Raw genomic sequence first — 18,512 nt, 5'->3', positions numbered from 1 at the left:
GCCCCAGAAGTCCAAGATATCCGACGAATTTCCACGGGCGCCGCACCAGCATAGCGGGGGAGCGTAGCCGGAGAGTTGGGGCGGACAAGCTCGAATTGTCTCCGGCTCGGGGCCCTTCTCGCTCGACGCAATTCGAGCCGAGCGCTGTGAACCCTGCGATGTCTGGGCCGAGGCCGCGCTCAGGTGCGGGGCCGCTCGAGCGCCTCGACGAGGGCCGCGAGCTCTGGCGGGAGCGGCGACTCGAAGCGCACGCGGCCCCGGGCGGGGTCTGGATGATCGAAGCCGATCACCGCCGCGTGCAGGGCGTGGCGGCCCAGGCCATCGGCGAGGGCCCGCAGCCGCGGCTGCTTGGGTCGGCGGCCGTAGAGCGGATCCGCGAAGATCGGGTGACCCACGTGGCGCGCGTGCATGCGGATCTGGTGGGTGCGCCCCGTCTCGAGCTCGAAGCGCAGCAGCGCCGCGTCCTCGCCGAGCTGGCGCACGCGCGTCATCTCGGTCACGGCCCGGCGCTCGCCCTGGTCCGGTGCGAAGCGTCGGCGATCCCCGGGGTCGCGGCCGTGGCGAGTCTCGATCCGGCGCCGCTCGAAGTCCGGCCGACCCAAGACCACGCCGAGGTAGGCGCGGTCGATGCTGTGCGTGCGAAACTGCTGGGCGAGGCGCTCGAGGGCGGCCGCCGTCTTGGCGACGACCAAGAGTCCGCTGGTGTCGCGGTCGAGGCGGTGGACGATGCCGGGGCGCTCGGGACCGTTGCCCGGGAGCGAGGGCAGGCTCGAGGCGTCGTCCGAGCCAGCCGCGTCGCCCGGGCGCTGGCCGAGGTGATGGAGCACCGCGTTGACCAAGGTCCCGCGCGCGTGCCCCGGCCCGGCGTGGACGACCATGCCCGCGGGCTTGTCGATCACCAGCAGCTGGGGATCTTCATGGACGATCGCCAGGGGGATCGCCTCGGGGAAGGCGTGGGCCAGGTCGGGCGCCGGCGGCAGGCGGACGCGGACGTGGACCGGGCGCTCGAGCTTCATCGAGGCCTTGGCCGGCTTGCCGTCGACCTGGACGGCGCCCTCGGTGAAGGCCCGGGCCAGCTGCGAGCGCGTCAGCGACTCGAGGCCTGGGCGCTGGGAGAGGGCGCTGACCAGAGCGCGATCCAGGCGCTGGCCGAGGGCGCCTTCGCCGAGCTCGAGCTCGATGGGGTCTGTCATGTGCTCGGCCCAAGGGGCCGGAAGTCGTCGGCCCAAGGGGCCGGAGGGGGCGCTACCAGATCGTCGTGTCGAGGTTGGCCATCGTCTTGATGACCCGGTCGACGATCGCGCGGTCGAAGTAGTTGCGCCGGAACAGCTCGGGGGTCACGCGGCTGCGAAAGAGGTCGCGGCCCTCAGTGATCTCTTCGCCGAGCAGCTCGAAGAAATTGTCGTTGCGCAGCCCCTCTTCGATCTTGGCCTTGTTGTAGAGCTGGATGTCCGAGGCGATCGCCCGGGCGAGCTGCTGAGCGCGGGCTTCGTTGTCGATGATCTGCTGGGCCACGCCCCAAGTCTGCCACAGGCCCCGGCGAACCCGGGAATTTTGCGGCGGTGGGCGGGCTCGGATGGGGCAGGGACCCGCGCAGGACCGGCCAGGCGCGCTGCACGAGGGTTCAGGCGCGCTTGCCCGATGCGGCGATGGGGTCTAAGCAGCGCGGGTGCTGCTCCGCGTGCCGCACGAGACCAAGCTGCTCCCGGGTCGCCTCGTGGGCCGCTACAAGCGCTTCATCGCGGTCATCGAGCTCGACTCGGGGCCGCGGGTGCGGGCTCACTGCGTCAACCCGGGGCGCATGGAGGGCCAGGTCCGGCCGGGGGCGCGCTGCTGGGTGTCCAAGGTGCCCGAGGACAGCACGCGCAAGCTCCGCTACACCTGGGAGCTGACCGAGGAAGCAGGGATGATCGTCGGGGCCAACACGGTGGTCCCCAATCGCATCGTCGAGGCGCTGCTGGCCGCGCGGGTGCTGCCGGGCCTGCGTCGCTACCGAGCGCTGCGCCGCGAGGTCGGCTACGGCGAGCGCTCGCGCATCGACTTTCTGCTCGAGGGCGCCACGCCTCACTTCATCGAGGTCAAGAACGCCCACCTCGTCTATCCCGACGGCCGCGGCTACTTCCCCGACTCGGTCAGCGCCCGGGCGAGCGAGCACCTGCGGGCGCTGATGGCCGAGGTCGCTGGCGGGGCCAAGGCCTCGGTGCTGTTCACGATCCAGCGCCCCGACGCCCAGGGGATCCGGCCCTCGGACGTCCACGACCCGACCTTCGCCGCGACCGCCCGCGAAGCAGGCGAGGCCGGCGTGCGCTTTCGAGCCGTGTGCATCCGACCGACGCTCTCGGCCTACGAGGTCCTGCGCGAGATCCCCGTGGATCTGCGGGTCTACGACACGCAGCCTCGGGAGCGCTGGCGGGCCGAGCGGGCGGCCTGCTCGGGCTGGTCGCGGGCGGACCCGCCGAAGACCGAGGGCTAGAGCGGCGACCAGTTTGGATTCGCACCCTCAGGCACATCTGGGCGGCCCCGTGGTCTTTGTCGCTCGGCGCTCACAGTGGGTCCACCACAGCTTCGGCCTCGCTCCTCGCCACGAGACCGCCCAGACGCACCTGAGAGCACGCCTCCAAACTGATCGCCGCTCTAGGATCCCTGAACGTCCGCGCGTGTAGTCGAAGGTGCGGTTTTTTTGGGGCCCGGCCCGGCCCGCGGGAGACTGGGCCCGGTGCTTCGTCCGCTGCGGACCCTGCTTTGCCTCGCGGTCCTCGTCTTGGGGCTGTGGGCGGCCTTTGCCGTCGACCTCGGCGGTAAGACCTTCGCCGATCACGTCGACGCGATCAGCGAGACCCCCGAGGCCCAGGAGCTGATCGAGGGCGCGCGCGAGGAGATCAACCCCGCGCTCTCGGACCTGCGCGATCGCGTGCTCGGCGAGTACGTCGAGGCGCCGACCTGGATCCCCCCCGAGGCGCAGGGCCAGGCCCAGGTGGGGGAGGTGATCATCGATGATCCGCGGGTGCCGACCTCGACCCTCGGGGCCCGTGACCTCGGCCCGCAGGGGCGCCACCTGCCGGGCGCGCGCAACCTCGACGCGCCCGAGCCGAGCGAGGCACGCGAGCCACGCGAAGCGGAGCCCGGTCCGGACCTGGACTTCGGCTCCATCTACGCGAGCGACGATGATGACGATGACGGGGATGACGGCGATGACGACAGCGATGACGAAGATCTCGACCTCGGCGCGCCCCCGCCCGAGGTCGGCGAGGCGCCGCCGCTGCCGGGCGCAGCCACGCGAAGCGCCAGTCGAGCCATCGACGCGCCCGCTCTCGCGTCTGGTTCGAGCTCTGGCTCCGCGTTTGAAGTCGAGGGGAGCGAGGGCGCGATCGGAACGAAGACCAGCGATGCCGGCTTCGCGACGAGGTTCGTGGGCCAGTGGCGAAAAGAGCAGGCCGAGCGAAGCGTGCGAGCGCCCACCGAGGACGCCTCGCCCTGGGAGCCGCCGCTGCCGGGAGCCCGCTGAGCTCGGCCGGATCTCGCCGAGCTCGGCCGCGTGTGGGTCGAGGCGCGGCGATATGATGGCGCCCGTGCCCATCCCCGCGCCCTTCGCCGACGAGAGCCTCTACACCCCCGAGCACTGGTACATCCACGACGTCGTCGAGCTCGACGAGGAGCGGGTTGTTGGGATCTGCGACACGGCTCGCCTGGCCGACGAGCCCTTCGTCCGCGCCCAGCGAGCGTGGCCCGGCCAGCCCAAGCACGTGCCCGGCGTGGTCATGGTTCAGATCACCGGGACCTTGGGCAACATCCACGCCGTGTGCTCGCTGGGCCTGCTGATGAGCGAGGGCTGGGTGGGCTTCGGCACCAACATCCACGAGGCCCGCTTTCGCGGCATGGGGGCGATCGGCCCGCAGATGCGCTGCGAGCTCGTGGTCGAGCGGGTCCGGCGGCTGCGGGGCAGCGTGTTTGCGACCTACCGCTTCTCCTTCGATCAGGACGGGCGGCCGATCTACCGCGCGCGCCAGAGCGCGAGCTGGCAGCCCGAGCCGCGCTGAAGGGGCGCGGTCGGGGCGGCCGGGTCTCGCGCTGGGCTCGTTGGGCTCACTCGCCCAGGGCGGCGTCGACGTGGGCGTAGAGCGTCGCGCAGTCTCGGTCCTCGGGGTGGAGGAGCAGCTGGAGGCGCCGCTTCAGGCGGGCCTGGGGCTGGCCGAGCTGAGCGAGGACGCGCTCGCGCTGGGCGGCGTCTCCGGCGAGCTCGGTGAGGACGAGATCGGAGGCGCCGAGCTGCCCGTCCTCGGTGTCGCGCAAGTAGGCGATCGCGAGCTCGATGTTTGGGTTCTCGCGCAGCGCGGCCAGGGCCTCGGGCCGCTTGCCGAGGCCCAGGAGGACGCCGTAGTAGTCGCTGCGATAGCGCGTCTGTAGCTCCTCGGCGAAGGCCGGGTCGCGCTCGGCGAGCTCGAGCGCGATGACCAAGAGCAAGGTCCCGCTCGCCGCGCTCTTCGAGTCGAAGAGCGCAGGTCCCTCGCGGACGCCGGGCGCCGTCGCGTAGCTCTCGCGGGCGGACTCGAGGCTGGGCGCGAGCCAGTTGAGCTGGTAGCGCATGGCCCACTCGAGATAGTCGATGAGGGCGAGCTGCTCGGGCTCGGCAGCGTCGCCCAAGGTCGCGCGCAGGGCCGCATAGCGACGCAGCGCGCCGTGGCTCGCGGCGAAGACGTTCTCGTCGAGTTCACCATCGAGCCACATCTGGTGGCGCTCCCGCGCGTCGCGATAGTCCAAGGAAGCGGCCTGCGCTTCGCCGAGCAGGCGCTCGAGGCCGGCGAGGTCGTTGGCCACGGACGAGGCGTCGAACTCCCCGTCGTAGCCCTCGGGGTTTCCTGGCGCGAGCGCCCGCGCGCGGCGCTGCGCGTCGAGGCTTCGCTGACGAAGCCCGGACACGCGAGCCCGCGCGGCGTCGAGCTGGTCGCGGGGGAGCGAGAGCTCGAGCTGGGCGAGGGCGAGCTCCACGTCGTTACACGAAAGTGGCAGGTCAGCCGTGGGCAAGAGCGCGTCGAGCAGCGCCCGCTCGGCCCAGCTGTCGAGGAGCTGCGCGTAGTTGGAGATGGTGAGCCAGTTGTCGGGGGCGCGGCCGATCGCCCGCTCGTAGAGCTCGGCCGCCGCGCGCAGGTGACGAAGGTCGCCCGTGGCCTCGTAGCGGTACTGAAGCGAGACGGCGGCGTTGTTGGCCACGGTCGGGTTGGCTGCGCTCCCGCTGTCCTCGAGGAGCTTTGCGTTGACCGCGTAGGCCTTGTCGAAGAGGCGGTCGGCGAGCTCGTAGTTGCCCTCGCGCATCGCGAGCTGGCCGTCGACCTCGAGCAGGCTCGAGCGCACGAAGTCGGTGTCTTCGTCGGCTCGCTCGAGCCACGCGCGCCTGTCTTCGATGTTGGTGGCGAGGGTCGACAACGCGGCCGCTGCCGCCAGGGCGAAGTCGTGGTCCTCACCGGTCAGCGAGATCTTCGCGTGGGCCCGCTCGAAGAGCTCCCGGGCTCGGGCGTACTTGCCGAGGTTGCGATAGGTCTCGGCCGCCAAGAGCAGCTGCTCGGGGTCGTTGCTGTCGATCAGGATCTGGAGCTGGGCGTCGCCCTCCTCGGGGCGGCCGAGGCGGTGGCGGACCTGGGCCAAGGAGGCGTGATACTGCGGCATGCCCTGGGCCTCGCCTGCGATGGCCATGAAGCTGCGCTCGGCGTCGGCGAGCAAGCGCTCGCGGGCCTCGCCTTCGGTCGCGCGGGCCTGCTCGATGCGCACCGTGCCCAGGAGCAGGGCGGCGGGCACGATGTCGGAGGCGAGGGTGTAGCGCTCGCGCAGGGCGGTGAGCGCAGCGTCGCTGGCCTCGGCCTGAGCCAGCCAGCTGGAGAAGGCCTCGCGGATCGCGTCGTCGTCGCCCGTGAACGCCTCTCGATACTCGCTGGGAACCTCGCCCGCGTCGGCCTTGGCGATCAGCTCGTCTCGAAGCGCCGAGTAGACGGCGTCGTAGCTGCGCGAGATGTCCTGCAAGATCAGCAGGCGGACGTCGACGCTGGCCGCGAGGCGCTCGGCGGCCTCGTCGAGCTCGCCGCGCTCGAAGGCGATCGCCGCGGCCAGGTATTGGACATTGTGGATGGTGTGGCCGGGCTGGCCGAGGCTGTCGAGGCGCGCGGCGGCCTCGTCGAGCTCGCCGCGGCTGCGCAGCGAGGCGGCGAGGGCGAGGCTGAGATCCTGGGCCGCGGGCTCTCGCTCGAGGGCGGCGCGGAGGGCCGACTCGTCGCTCGCCTCGAGCAGCGCCGCGCGCTGGGGATCGTCGCGCAGCGCCTGCCCGCGCGCGCTCAGGGTGTTGGCGCGCTCGAGGGCGCCAGGTCGCAGGCCCGCCTCGGCGCAGCGCTTGGACCAGCGCGAGAGCTCGGGCTCGAGCTCGACGAAGAGCGCCGGGCTGTCGGGCAGCGTGTCGACGATCGTCGCGATCTCGGCCAGGACCTCGGGGTCGGCGGGGATCAGGTCGAGCTGGCGGATGGCCTCGGCTGGCCAGCGCTGGGCGATGCCGCGGGCCGAGCTCAGGCGCAGTTCATGAAGGCTGGACGCGACGCGAGCGCTGCGGCGAGCGTCGGCCAGCGGCGCGGCGAGCTGGAGGACGGCCAGGCGGGCGTTGGTGGCGTCGTCGTCGCCTTCGAGCTGGGCCTGCCAGTCGAGCAGGGCGTCGACCAGAGGCTGGGCCGGCGCGCCCTTTGTCATCACCCAGGGCATGGCCCGGAAGCGAGCGACGATCCCCTCGACGGTGGCGAGGTCCGCGGCGCTGGCCGGCTGCGAGAGCGCGCGGCTGGCCGCGGCCACCCACAGCTCGCTCGCCGTGACGAGAGACTGCTCGTTGGGCTCCTTTGGGCTCTCGCCCTGCTCGCCCTGCTCGCCCTGCTCGACCTGCTCGATCTGCTCGACATAGGTCGTCACCGCAGCCTCGTAGCGGCTCAGCGCGGTCTCGGGATCCTCGTCGACGATGCCGCTGGTGGTGATCTCGCCGAGCTCCCGGGCGAGGGCGCGCTCGGGTGACTGAAGGTAGCGGAGCGTGGGGATCGAGATGGCGAGGGCGATCGCCAGGCCGAGCAAGCCGCGTCTCCACCAGCGCATGGCCGAGGACACGGGGACTTTGCCCTGAAAGTAGTAGCCGTCGTCGGCCTCGTGGACCCGATAGGCGTCGACGGGCACGAGGGGCAGCCACAGCGCGGTCACGAAGCGCGTGGTCACGTAGCTGCCGTCCTCCCAGGGGTCGCGGTGGCCGTAGGTGCGCAGGCCGAAGCCGTTGATGGCGAAGAGCACCGGGGCGCTGTCGATGGCCTCGGGGCTCTCGACGACTCGCTGGGCGAGCGCGTCGAAGGGGGCGGGGGCCCGCTCGAGGCTCGCGGCGACGGCCCTGGCCTCGGCGTGGTGCCCGTTGCCGAGCAACCACTGGGCGTGGCGCAGGCGCGTGAAGGTGAGCGGCTCTCTAATCGCGGCGGCGTAGTAGCGGCGGACATGAGGTAGCTCGCTGACCGCCCGACAGCGCTCGAGCAGGGCCTTGGCCTCGCGGCTGCGCTGCCCGGCCGCGAGCAGTGCCGCGGCCCCACCTGCGCGCGCGACGAACAGCGCCAGCAGCTGGGTGCGCTCGTCCTCGTCGGGGGCCGGATCGAGCTCGAGTTTGCCTTCGGAGAGGCGCTCGTGGACATCGAGGAGCTCGTTGCCCAGGGCGTCGACGCGGTCGAGGAGGGCTCTCTCTCCCACCCACGTGCGGTTGGGATCGGGGTCTTGGGCGATCAGCAGCTGGCCCAGCTCGCTGACTCTACTCTCGTGCATGTCGGCGTTCATTGGGCCTCATGGTGAACCGGGTATGTGTGTCACACAAGCGTAAAACCATGCGAGGGCCGAGCTCGACGCTCGCCTCGTGATTGGGGGCGCACGGACGACATGTGGTCAGGGTTCGGAGCAGTCTGGCGGATGGTCGCTTTCGAGCTGGGCTGATAGCCTCGTCGCGCCATGAAACTGCACCTCGCGTTGCTCTCGAGCATCATCCCGCTCTCGCTCTCGGCATGTGCCGCTGGCGCCGACGGTGGCGATGACGGCTTTTTGATCTCTGCTGGCAACGTCGACGACGGCGACAACGCCGACGAGGTGTCTGGGACCGCCGAGGAGACGGGCGAGGGCACGGGCACGGAGAGCGCCGGCGATACGACCACCGAGTCGACGGGGTCCGAGTCGACCGGCGAGACCGAGACCGAGACCGAGACCGAGACCGGGCTCGAGGCGCTACCCTGCGACGAGGGCTTCATGATCTCGCCGAACCCCGCGGTCGCGGGGCAGGCCTTCGAGGCGGCCTACGCCAACGCGCAGCCCTTCGCGTACATCGGGATGTCGGTCGAGCAGATCGAGGGCGCCGGGGCGCCGGTGACGGGGAACGAGGATATTGGGGACGACGGCGATGGGAATTATGTCTGGACCTATACGGTCAATGGGCACGGGACGGGGATCGTCGAGCTGACCTTCACGAAGGAGATGGGGCAGGTCCAGGCGACCTGTCAGGTGCACGTGCTCTGAGTCATGAGGAGTCGCGGTCGCTGTGCCCGAGGTCTCGCTCGGGGGCGATCTGATCGCGGACGAGCTGCTTGAGCTCCTTGCTCTCGGGGAAGCGTCCGGCTTGCCCGCGGTCGAAGAGCGGCTGACCGTCGAGGCTCACGCGGAAGCGGCCGGCTTCGCTGGCGGGGACCAGGGCGACCTCGCCGAGCTCGTCGACGAAGGTGGTGAGCAGCTCTTGCGCCATCCAGGCGGCACGCAGTAGCCAACGGCAGCGGGGGCAGTACTCGATCTCGACGCGCGGGGTGGGCATCGATCCCAGCCTACATATGGTGACGCCTGGGCGGGGCTCGGTGGGCGCTAGCGCGCTGCGAGGGCGGCTGAGGCGAGGAAAAGCGGGGAGCGATCGGCGCAGACCCGCGAGCGGCGACGAAGGGGGGCGGTTGATCGTGGTCGCAGGCGCCGCCTGATGATGCGTATCGACTCGCGAGTTTTGCGCATTCGTGAAGGCGATGGTTTCGGCACACCATAGTCCCGGTGGCTGACGGCTCGAGAGCAGCCGTGGTCAGCACGGCTACGAAACGCGCGAGGTGACACCTCGCGTCGTCGACACCCAAGGACGAGACCGGCGTCCATTGTCACCCTGCGGGCGAAGACATCATGACTCAGCGAACGACCACCTTGATGACCACACTCTTGTCGGCGAGCTTGCTGACGCTGGCTTGTACCGACGACGACGTCCCGATCGGCGAGACGGACGACACCAGCTCCGACGACGAGATTGGAGATCCGACGACGGAAGAGTCGACGGACACGACGACAGAGGAGTCGACGGACACGACGGAGGAGTCGACGGGCACGACGGAGGAGTCGACCTCGGAGGAGTCGACCTCGGAGGAGTCGACCTCGGGGACGGAGGAGAGCGCCGACACCCTCGGCGATGACCTCGACGAGATCCCCCCGGAGGAGTGGGAGCCGACGCCCAACCCCGACGGCATCCCCTCCCCCGACGGGGACGTCTACGAGGACCTCGGCGAGGCGGACCCCGACGATGGCTTCCGTGCGCTGATCGGCCTGGACCTGCGCGAGCGCGACGCCCTCGAGGACTTCGTGCTCGACGTCTCCGACCCGAACAGCCCGGCCTTTGGCCAGTACATGACCGTCGATGAGCTGCTCGAGAACCACGCGCCGCTGGAGGAGGACTTCACCTTGCTCCAAGCCTGGCTCGAGTACGAGGGCCTGTCGGTCAACTACCTGGCCAGCAACCGCATGCTGATCCAGTTCAGCGGCCTTGTCGGCCAGTTCAACGAGGCCTTCAACACCACGCTGCACGTGTGCATGCGCGAGAACCCGCAGCAAGGCAACGACGACATCCCGGTCTACTGCACCCCGGACCCGATGACCTTGCCGATCTTCGTGGCCGACCGCAGTCCGGGCATCGTGGCCGCGGACTTGCCCGTCGAAGAGGGCAGCTTGCCCAACGAGCTCGGCGAGATCGAGGTGATCCCGCCGAGCGATGCGACCTCCGGCTCGTACCTGACCCCCGCCCGCGTGGCCCAGGCCTACGACGTGGACGATCTCTACGACCTCGGCTACGACGGCAGCGGCCAGAAGATCGGCGTGATCGTCGGGGCGACGATCCACTTCAAGTGGGCGCAGACCTTCTGGCAGAGCTTCGAGATCTCGCGCACCAACCCCGAGGTCATCCAGCTGATGGAGGCGCCGATCACCCGTTACATCGAGACGCAGCTCGACAACACCTGGGCCGGCGCCATGGCGCCGGGGGCCGAGATCATCACCTACGGCGCCCCGGACTCGCGCAACACCTCGATGGTGTTCGGCTACAACGAGGCCCTGACCCGGGCGCAGCTCGACGAGGTCTCGGTGGTCACGACCTCCTTCGCGCACCGCGAGGACTCGGAGCCCGAGGTGGTTCGCAACCAGTACGACGACTCCTCGCTGGTCGGCGCGGCCCTGGGCGTCACCGTGTTCGCGGCGACCGGCGACTCGGGACAGACCGACACGCCGAGCTCGAGCCCGTGGGTCACTGGCGTCGGCGGCACGCGCCTTTACTGGAGCTCGAACACCCTCACCGCGGAGGTCTTGTGGGACGAGTCCGGCTCCGGTGAGACCCTGAGCTTCGACATCCCCGAGTGGCAGATGGCCGCGGTCGCGGACTATCCCGACTTCGACTCGGACCACCGCATGACCGCCGACCTCTCGGCCGCAGCTTCACCCTTCTCGCCCTACTGGATCTATTACGACTCGACCTGGGCGCGCTACGGCGGCACGAGCTTCGCGTCGCCCGTGGTCGCGGGGATCATGGCGGTGATCAACCAGTACCGGGCGGAGAACGGCATGGCGCCGATGGGCTACCTCAACCAGATCCTCTACACGGACGAGGCGGTGCAGGCGACCTTCCGCGACATCACCTCGGGGTCGACGGAGTCCCACGCCGCGGCCTCGGGCTGGGACCCCGGCAGCGGCTGGGGGACGCCGCAGGCGCTGGACCTGGCGCAGACCTGGCCGACGCCCTAGGCGCCGCTCGTGCGCGATCAGAGGACTCGACGGGGCTCAGGCAGAGCACCGTCGAGTTCTCTCGTCATGCAGGCGGCCTCCGATAGGCGGCCCTCGATAGCTCACCATGCGCTCTTGGCGCAAACAAAAATCGAAGGACGGCCCAAATTCAGATGGTTTTTTCGGGATGCTGAAGGAAATTCGAATTATGGCGAATTGGGCGTCTCCGAGCAGAAGTGCGTGCCTCGCGCTTATGTTTATCGACAAAAAGACCAGAATTGAATTATTTTTATAGCGCTCTGAACAAAAATAAAGGCACATCTGCGGGCTACGCGCGAATCTTCGAGCGCTATGGCCTCGATCCCAGCTTGCTGTGGCGTCGCTCGGTGATCCGCGACGACACCCGCCCCCGTATGAGCGAGGTCGAAGATGGTCAGCTCGTCGAGAGCTTCCCACGTAGCTACCGACGTGGCGACGACGACTTCGATCACCTCGTGTTCGCGCTCAAGTACGACGGCGTTCATCCCTATGCGCTCGTCAAAGCGTTCCACTTCACCGACCGCGAGGCGCTCGCGCGACGTATCAGCGACCAGCCCACGTCCAGCTATGCCCGCCGGATCGCGTTCTTCTGCGAGCAGCTCGCGGGCCATGAGCTCGACATCGAGGACGCAAACCAAGGTCCGTGGGTGAGCGCCGCCGACCCTGAGCAGCAGTTTTGTGCGGCACCCCGTCGCCACTCTCGCTACCGCGTCGAGGACAACCTCCTCGGCGGTCGCGGGCTGTGTCCACTCGTGCGCCGGAGCGAGGCGATTGAGGCCGGCGTCGCCAAGCAGCTCGACCGTCGGATCGCCGAGATCATGGACGGGATCGATCTCGCCTTGCTCAGGCGCATCACTGGCTACCTCTACGCCAAGGAGACCAAGAGCTCGTTCGAGATCGAACGCGAGGAGCCAGGCACGCGCATCAACCGCTACCTCGCCCAGCTCGCCCGCGTCGACCGTCTACCCCTCGACGAGCTCGCAGGTCTCGTCGAGCTACAAAACTCTCTCGTCGATCCTCGCTACGCCGACACGAATATTCGCCAGGAGGGCGAACCCGAGGTCTATGTGGGTCAGACGATCGGCTGGCGCGAGCACGTGCACTTCGTCGGCGCGCCGAGCTCATCAACCCCGGCCCTGACCGAGGCCTGGCTGAAGCTGCGCGAATTCACTGGGCCCGGGGCTGCGGTCGCCGAGGCGGCTGCGCGCGCCTTCGCCTTCGTGTTCATTCACCCCTTCAGCGACGGCAACGGCCGGCTCCACCGCTTGCTCATTCACCACACCCTCGCCCGCCGAGGGTTCACCCCGCCGGGCTGCATCCTCCCTGTCTCGGCCGTCCTGCTCGCCGATCCCTCCAGCTATGACGCGGCGCTCGAGGACTTCTCGACCAAGGCCATGCGGCACACGGACTACGAGCTCGATCGAGACGGCCTGCTCACGATCCGTGACATGGATCTCGATCTGTACCGCTACCCTGACCTCAGCGCCCAGGTCGGCGCGACCTTCGTCTGGCTCGAGCGCGCCATCGAAGACGGGTTCGTTGGCGAGGCCGACTTCTTGCGCCGCTATGACCAGACCATCGCCCGCATGCGTGAGCTCGTGGACATGCCCGACCGCAAAGAGCAGCTGTTCATCACGCTGTGCCGAGACAACGGCGGCCGCCTGAGCAAGCGCAAGCGCAAGCAGTTCGCCGAGCTCGACGACGAGCTCGTTGCCGCGCTCGAGCAGATCGTCCGCGACGCCATGGGCTGAGGGCTGACGCGACGCTCGCTACCCGCCGGAGGCCAAGAACATGGCCGCCCATGGGTCTCGAACCCCGCGCGAGGCCAGGTCACTCGCAGACGGCCGCGCAGGACTCGAGCGCCTTCTCGACGCAAAACTCGTCCCAGGCCGTCTCGCAGCAGAAGTCATCGATGGCGCAGGTGCAGTTCTCCACGAAGGACACCTGGCAGCCCGGGGTGTCCTTGGCCGCACAGCAGTCGCCGTCGTTGCAGGTCGAGACGTCGAAGTAGTCGCAGTTGTCCGCGCACTGCAAGGTGCCCTCGCCGTAGCCATTGGTGGCGCAGGTCTCCCCGTCGAGGTTGCTGCCGTCGCAAGACTCGCCCTCGTCGATCGCCCCGTTGCCGCAGGTCTCGAGGGTGCAGGCGCTGGTGTCGTAGCTGTCGCAGTTGGCGTTGCAGGCCAGCTGACCGCCGGTGAAGCCCTGGGAGATGCAGCCCTGGCCCGCGAGGGCGGTGCCGTCGCAGACCTCGCCCTCGTCGACCTGGCCGTTGCCGCAGGTCTCGATCGTGCATCCGCTGGTGTCGAAGGCCGAGCAGCTCTCGGTGCAGGCGAGCACGCCGCCGTCGAAGCCCTGGGTGATACAGTTTTGGTTGTTGAGGTCGGAGCCGTCGCAGACCTCGGCGTCCTCGACGAAGTTGTTGCCGCAGGAGTCGCTGGCGCAGCCGCTGATGTCGAGGTCGGAGCAGTCGTCCTGGCAGACGAGCAGGCCGCCGTCGAAGCCGAGGCCGAGGCAGTTCTGGCCGCCGACGTTGAGGCCGTCGCAGGTCTCACCGGGCTCGATCTGGCCGTTGCCGCACACGGGGCCGCCGTCGTCGTCGTCCTCGTCTTCGCCCTGGTCGGCGGTGTCTTCGGTGTCGTCCTCCTCGCCCACGTCCGTGTCGGCGCCGGTCAAGGTGATCGAGGCGGCGAAGGTGTTGTTCGTCTCCTCGGCGCCGCTCGAGCAGGCGCTGGCCATGGCCGCGAGGGCGAGCAGGGCGTGAGGTGCGAGTCCGAGGCGGGGGGAGCGGGCGGAGGTCTGCACGGGAGAGAGGATTGTACATGTCGACGCCGCTGCGCTCACGCAGGGGGGCCTGGCCGATGGCGGTGGAGCTGTGACGCGCGCGGAGGGATCGCGTGTGCGGCGCGTGGACGCTGGCGTGGCGCACGGAGTGGAGCCGCTCGCGCGGACACCTACGCTGGAAAATTGACCTCGAGTGTAAGCCCTTGCAAACGTGGGCTGGGCAAGCTCGACCTCCCCGCCAGATTGTGTGGAGGTCGAGCTGCAACTGATGACGGGGACGACATGCCCAAAAAGTGCATGAATAAAAAGTGTGACAATTATGACTCTGTCGTCCCCGTGTCCAAAGGCTCGATGCCCGCGTGTCCGCTCTGCAAGGGCCTGCTGAGGACGGTCAGGGAAGACATCACGAAGAAGAAGAAGACCACGCCGGTCAAGAAGAGGCCTGTTCCCAAGCGGAAACCAAAGCCCATCGTCATCGAGGAAGAAGAGGACTCCATCGTCCTCGCGGGGGCGACCGCCAGGGACGTGAAGATCTGCTGTCTGCCCTACGGGAACGCGACGGTGACCCTCTTTCGCCAGACCAAGGGGCAACCCGAGGACCCCGGGATGCTGGTCTTCGTGGCCCACGGCGCCCAGAATTCGACCGCGACCATCGGCTTTGGGACCTCGGCGTTCGGCTTCCTCGTGCGCAACGGCCACAACCTGGTCCGCGACAACTACAACAATCGCCTCGTCGGCTTCGTGACCAAGTTTCAGTCGGCGCCCTACGCCTTTGCGACGGCGGGGACGCCCGACGTCTATGTCGGCTATCACGACGCCTACGAGCTCCAGAAGAACCTCGCGACCTTGGCGAGCGTCTTGCCCCTTTGCGACGTTGCGATCGTGACCGACGTCCGCGACGCCCAGCAAAAAGCCGCGAGCATGCTGCTCGAGGGCAAGGTCCCGCTGCCCATGGTGGTCGACAGGCTCGCGCTGATGGGCTACCGGCGCTACCTGATGTTCACCTGCCGGACGTCGACGACCTCCGGGCTCAAGGGCAAGGGCTACGCGGACGCGATCTGGACCTACGACGACGAGTTCCACATCAACGCCGACGACAGCGATTTTCGTCGGGTGACCGACAAGAGCGCCTTCGACTACGACGTGGAGAAGAACACGAACATCTGAGGGCTCAGGGCGTCCAGGCGCGCCAGCTGGTCGCGCTGGTCGCGGGCGCTCGGGGCAGCTCGGGGTGGGCGAGCTCCTCGCGCTGGGCGGCGTCGAGGGCCTCGGTCAGGGAGGTGGCGTCGAGGCGGGCCTGACCATAGAGCGCGCGGCTGAGGGCCAAGGTCGCGCGGTCGTCGACGTCTCGGGTCGGGGCGATGACGAGCTCGGCGCCCGCGAGCAAGAAGGCGGCGGCGAGGTTCATGCCGCCGTCGATGGCCTGGGGATCCGCCCGCCCGGCGCTGCAGGCCGCGAGCACGACCAGGGCGGGTGCGCGGCCGTTGGCGACGATGTCGGCGGCCTCGAGGCGGCCGTAGCCGGGGAGCTCGAGGGCGCTGCGCCAGCCGCCTTGCTCCCGGGCGTAGCGGCCGTGGCCGGCGTAGTGGAGCAGGGCTGGCTGGCGCTCGCTCGCGGGGGACCAGCTGTCCTCGACGCGCCAGCCGAGGGCGCGCAGCCGGGCCGTGGTCGCGCGGACCTCCTCGGCGACGGCGGCGAGGTCTTCGGCGCCGGCGATCACGGCGGCGAGGTCTTCGGCGCTGGTGCTCACGGCGGCGTCCCCCGGGGCCGCTCGTCGTTCGGGCGGGCGGCCCAGGCCCAGGGAGTAGCGCAGGCTCGGGGCCCGCGGGCCGAGGCGCTCGAGCAGGGCGCGCTGGATGTCGACGTTGACCAGCGCCCCGGTGGGGATCAGCCGCAGGCGCTCGAGCGCGCCGAGCTCGGGGGCGAGGCGGGCGAGGGTGTCGGCGAGCGCCTCGTCGGCGCTGGCGGCTCGGGCGATCGCCTGGCTGGGCCCGTCGCCGCCGTCGAAGGCGAGCAGCAGCCACGGCCGCTGGTCTTCGCCGGCGAGCATGACGAGGGTGCCCTCGCGCGGTTCGCCTGCCTGGGGCAGCACGGCCTCGCAGGACCACGCGGGCGCGCGGGCCTCGAGCAGTCCGGTGGCCTCGGCGATCCAGCCGCGGGCCTGGTCTCGCCCGGCCCGCAGCTCGCCCTCGAGGGCGGCCAGCTCGGCGTCGCTCAGGGCCCAGGCCTGGTCCATGCGCGCGTCGACCTGCTGGCGGTGGGCGCGGTGGCGGGCGAGCAGCTCGCGGTAGCGGGCGCGCTCTTTTTTGGGCAGGGCCGGGCGCAGCCGCGACCACAGCGCGCGCAGGTGCCTGGCGCGGCTGGCCGCGGCGACACAAAAAGCCTCCCGCTCGCGGCCCGCGTCGACCAGCAGGGCCACGCGCTCGGCGTCGGCGTGGGCGTGGCTGGTCACGAAGTCGCTGCGCCCGGCCTCGCCGGGGATCGCCAGGGCGAGGGCGTCGGCGACCTCGGCCGCGCGGGCGTGGGCGCGCAGGGCCGCCTCGGGGCGAGCGCGGGCGCGCTCGAGGGCCGCCCGGGTCACGGCCAGGCGCCACTCGTGCTCGCGGTCGTCGGTGAGCGCGGCGTAGCGCTCGGCCCGGGTCAGGCGGGCCTCGGCGGCCGCGAAGCGACGCCGCGCCACGGCGAGCTCGGCGGCCGCGAGCTCGACCCAGACCAGGTAGTGCGGATCCAGGGCCTGGCGATCGATGGCCGCGAGCGTGGCCGCGCCTGCGTCGAGCTGCTCGCCTTGGAGCTGCGCGAGGGCCAGGTTGAGGCGGGCTCGCTCGGCGCCGGCGTGGTCCTCGAGGGCCTCGAAGCCGGCGACCACGGCCTCGAGGCGGGCCAGGAGCGCGGCGCGCTGGGCCGGCGTCGCGCCTCGCTCACCGCGGAGCAGGGCGATCCACGCCGCGTTCGCGCGGATCTTCAGGGCCAGGGGGTCGGCGCCCTCGCCGGGCTCGAGGTGGGCCTCGACCTCGGCGGCGAGGGCCTCGGCCTCGGTGAAGCGCCCGAGGCGGGCGAGGGCCACGGCCTGCATCACCCGCGCGGCTGCGTGGGACTTCTGGGCGCCGGCGCGCATGGCCAAAGTGGCCGCGGCCTCGAACTCGACCAGGGACTCGTCGACGCGGCCGAGGCGGTGCTCGAGCAGGCCCTGGAGGTAGCGGACGCTGACGCGCGCGTCGATGGCGAGGGGGGGCAGGGCGCGGACAGCCTCGAGGTGACGCTCGACCGCGGCGAAGTCCGGGCGCTGGTCCAGGCTGACGAAGGCCGCCTGGATGTGGAGATCCGCCAGGCAGCTCAGGGGCGTGAGCGTGTCGTCGCTGGCCGCGGCGACGCGGGCCGGGGCCTCGAGCACGGCGTCGAGCTCCCCGGCGGTGTAGGCGATCTGTCCGGCCACGCAGCGCGCGAGCACGGCCTCTTCATGAGAAAGACCTGCGCTGCCGCGGGCGAGGCGATCGCGGGCCGTGTCCATGTCGCCGCGACGGGCCGCGTCGATGGCCTGCTTGCGGAGCGCGCGGTAGTCGGCGGAGAGCTCGACGAGCGCCACGGACCAGCTGCGCCCGCGCTCGTCTTCGAGGCGCAGGTTGCCCGTGGCCGCGGGCGGCTCGAGTTCGAACCATGCGCCCTCCGGGTCGCGCTCGATCGCCACCTGTCCGAGGGGGCGGCCGTCGACGAAGAGGGTCAGCGAGCGCGGCGGATCTTCGCCGGGGATCCACAGGCGCAGCGGTCGAGCCGCGGCCAGCAGGCAGCGGGTCGTGCCCTTTGCGAGAGTGATCGCCGAGCACCCGCGCAGGGCCAGGGGCGGCGCGGGCTCGAGGCGCGCGTCGAGCTCGGGCCTGGTCGCGGAGACAGTCGCGGAGACGGTCGCGGAGACGGTCGCGGAGACAGTCGCGGAGACGTTCGCGGAGACGTTGCGGCCCGCGGCGATGGCCTCGCCCGCCCGGGCGGCCCGGCAGGCCGTCGTGCTCGCGATGGCGACGGCGACGGCGACGGCGATGGCGGGGGCTCGCGTGGACCACAGCCGCGCTCGCCCTCGCCTGCGCAGGCTTCGACGGCTGCCCGCGGGTTCGCTCGGTGGGCGCTCGCTCAGGGCTCCCGCACCTCCGCGGCCGCTGGCGCCTGCCAGTGCCCCGACTTGCCGCCGCGCTTTTCGACCAGGCGCAGCTCGACGACCTCCATGCCGCGATCCATCGCCTTGCACATGTCGTAGATCGTCAGCGCCGCCGCGCTCGCGGCACACATGGCCTCCATCTCGGGCCCCGTGCGATCCACCGCCTCGACCGTGGCCTCGACGATGACGCCGGGAAGCTCGCGCGCGATCTCGAAGGCCACGTCGACGGCGGTCAGGCGCACGGGATGGCAAAGGGGGATCGAGAGCGAGGCCTGCTTGGCCCCGGCGATGCCCCCGAGGCGGGCGACGCCGAGCACGTCGCCCTTGCCGATCTCCCCGGCCTCGATCCTCGCCAGGGTCGCCGGCGCCATCTTGAGCCGGGCCCGCGCCCGAGCCATGCGCGGCGTCTCGGGCTTTCGAGAGACGTCGACCATGCGCGCGGCGCCGGCGGCGTCGAAGTGGGTGAGCTGGTCCTCGCGCTCTTCGGACATGGCGCGAG

The 18,512-nt window shown here is 70.5% G+C and carries 14 protein-coding genes; 7 read left to right on the top strand and 7 right to left on the bottom strand.

What is annotated here, in order from left to right; genetic code table 11:
* Positions 1-179 precede the first annotated feature (179 nt).
* Complete coding sequence (locus tag G6O69_RS08815) at positions 180-1,193, bottom strand: RluA family pseudouridine synthase (protein WP_172303080.1); 1,014 nt, start codon at positions 1,191-1,193, stop codon at positions 180-182.
* Positions 1,194-1,245: 52 nt separating this feature from the next.
* Complete coding sequence (locus tag G6O69_RS08810) at positions 1,246-1,515, bottom strand: hypothetical protein (protein ID WP_172303079.1); 270 nt, start codon at positions 1,513-1,515, stop codon at positions 1,246-1,248.
* 154 nt (positions 1,516-1,669) lie between these two features.
* On the opposite strand from G6O69_RS08810, the gene sfsA reads away from it, so the two are divergent.
* From sfsA to G6O69_RS08795, 3 genes are all read left to right on the top strand, one after another.
* Entirely contained in the window at positions 1,670-2,473 is an 804-nt protein-coding gene (sfsA, locus tag G6O69_RS08805) for a DNA/RNA nuclease SfsA (RefSeq protein WP_172303078.1), read from the top strand.
* A gap of 243 nt (positions 2,474-2,716) precedes the next feature.
* Positions 2,717-3,505, top strand: a complete 789-nt coding sequence (locus G6O69_RS08800; RefSeq protein WP_172303077.1) for a hypothetical protein — start codon at positions 2,717-2,719, stop codon at positions 3,503-3,505.
* A 64-nt stretch (positions 3,506-3,569) separates the two neighbouring features.
* A complete protein-coding gene (locus G6O69_RS08795; protein ID WP_172303076.1) occupies positions 3,570-4,037 on the top strand; it encodes a hypothetical protein in 468 nt (155 codons plus the stop codon).
* 46 nt (positions 4,038-4,083) lie between these two features.
* On the opposite strand, the gene G6O69_RS08790 is transcribed toward G6O69_RS08795, so the two are convergent.
* The gene (locus G6O69_RS08790) at positions 4,084-7,827 is read right to left on the bottom strand and encodes a hypothetical protein (RefSeq protein ID WP_176396724.1); all 3,744 of its coding nucleotides are present in this window, start codon (positions 7,825-7,827) and stop codon (positions 4,084-4,086) included.
* A gap of 168 nt (positions 7,828-7,995) precedes the next feature.
* On the opposite strand from G6O69_RS08790, the gene G6O69_RS08785 reads away from it, so the two are divergent.
* Complete coding sequence (locus tag G6O69_RS08785; RefSeq protein ID WP_172303074.1) at positions 7,996-8,553, top strand: hypothetical protein; 558 nt, start codon at positions 7,996-7,998, stop codon at positions 8,551-8,553.
* A 1-nt stretch (position 8,554) separates the two neighbouring features.
* Here G6O69_RS08785 and G6O69_RS08780 read toward each other — a convergent pair whose 3' ends face one another.
* Positions 8,555-8,842 (bottom strand): SelT/SelW/SelH family protein, encoded by a 288-nt coding sequence (locus G6O69_RS08780; RefSeq protein WP_172303073.1) that lies wholly within the window; start codon positions 8,840-8,842, stop codon positions 8,555-8,557.
* Between the two features lie 347 nt (positions 8,843-9,189).
* On the opposite strand from G6O69_RS08780, the gene G6O69_RS08775 reads away from it, so the two are divergent.
* Entirely contained in the window at positions 9,190-11,067 is a 1,878-nt protein-coding gene (locus G6O69_RS08775) for a S53 family serine peptidase (protein WP_255215742.1), read from the top strand.
* Positions 11,068-11,459: 392 nt separating this feature from the next.
* A complete protein-coding gene (locus tag G6O69_RS08770; protein ID WP_176396723.1) occupies positions 11,460-12,836 on the top strand; it encodes a Fic family protein in 1,377 nt (458 codons plus the stop codon).
* A gap of 79 nt (positions 12,837-12,915) precedes the next feature.
* On the opposite strand, the gene G6O69_RS08765 is transcribed toward G6O69_RS08770, so the two are convergent.
* Positions 12,916-13,887, bottom strand: a complete 972-nt coding sequence (locus G6O69_RS08765) for a hypothetical protein (protein WP_172303071.1) — start codon at positions 13,885-13,887, stop codon at positions 12,916-12,918.
* A 315-nt stretch (positions 13,888-14,202) separates the two neighbouring features.
* On the opposite strand from G6O69_RS08765, the gene G6O69_RS08760 reads away from it, so the two are divergent.
* Positions 14,203-15,033 carry a hypothetical protein gene (locus G6O69_RS08760; protein ID WP_172303070.1) on the top strand — a complete coding sequence of 277 codons (831 nt, stop codon included), beginning with the start codon at positions 14,203-14,205 and terminating at the stop codon, positions 15,031-15,033.
* Between the two features lie 4 nt (positions 15,034-15,037).
* Here the strand turns inward: G6O69_RS08760 and G6O69_RS42015 are convergent, their stop codons facing one another.
* Both G6O69_RS42015 and moaC read right to left on the bottom strand, forming a co-directional pair.
* A complete protein-coding gene (locus tag G6O69_RS42015) occupies positions 15,038-18,103 on the bottom strand; it encodes a CHAT domain-containing protein (RefSeq protein ID WP_172303069.1) in 3,066 nt (1,021 codons plus the stop codon).
* The gene (gene moaC / locus G6O69_RS08750) at positions 17,989-18,504 is read right to left on the bottom strand and encodes a cyclic pyranopterin monophosphate synthase MoaC (protein WP_172303068.1); all 516 of its coding nucleotides are present in this window, start codon (positions 18,502-18,504) and stop codon (positions 17,989-17,991) included. Before moaC ends, G6O69_RS42015 begins: the two co-directional genes overlap by 115 nt.
* Positions 18,505-18,512: the final 8 nt, after the last annotated feature.

Source organism: Pseudenhygromyxa sp. WMMC2535 (assembly GCF_011083025.2).
Note: the sequence above shows the minus strand (reverse complement) of the source record. Positions and strands in the feature narration are given on the sequence as shown.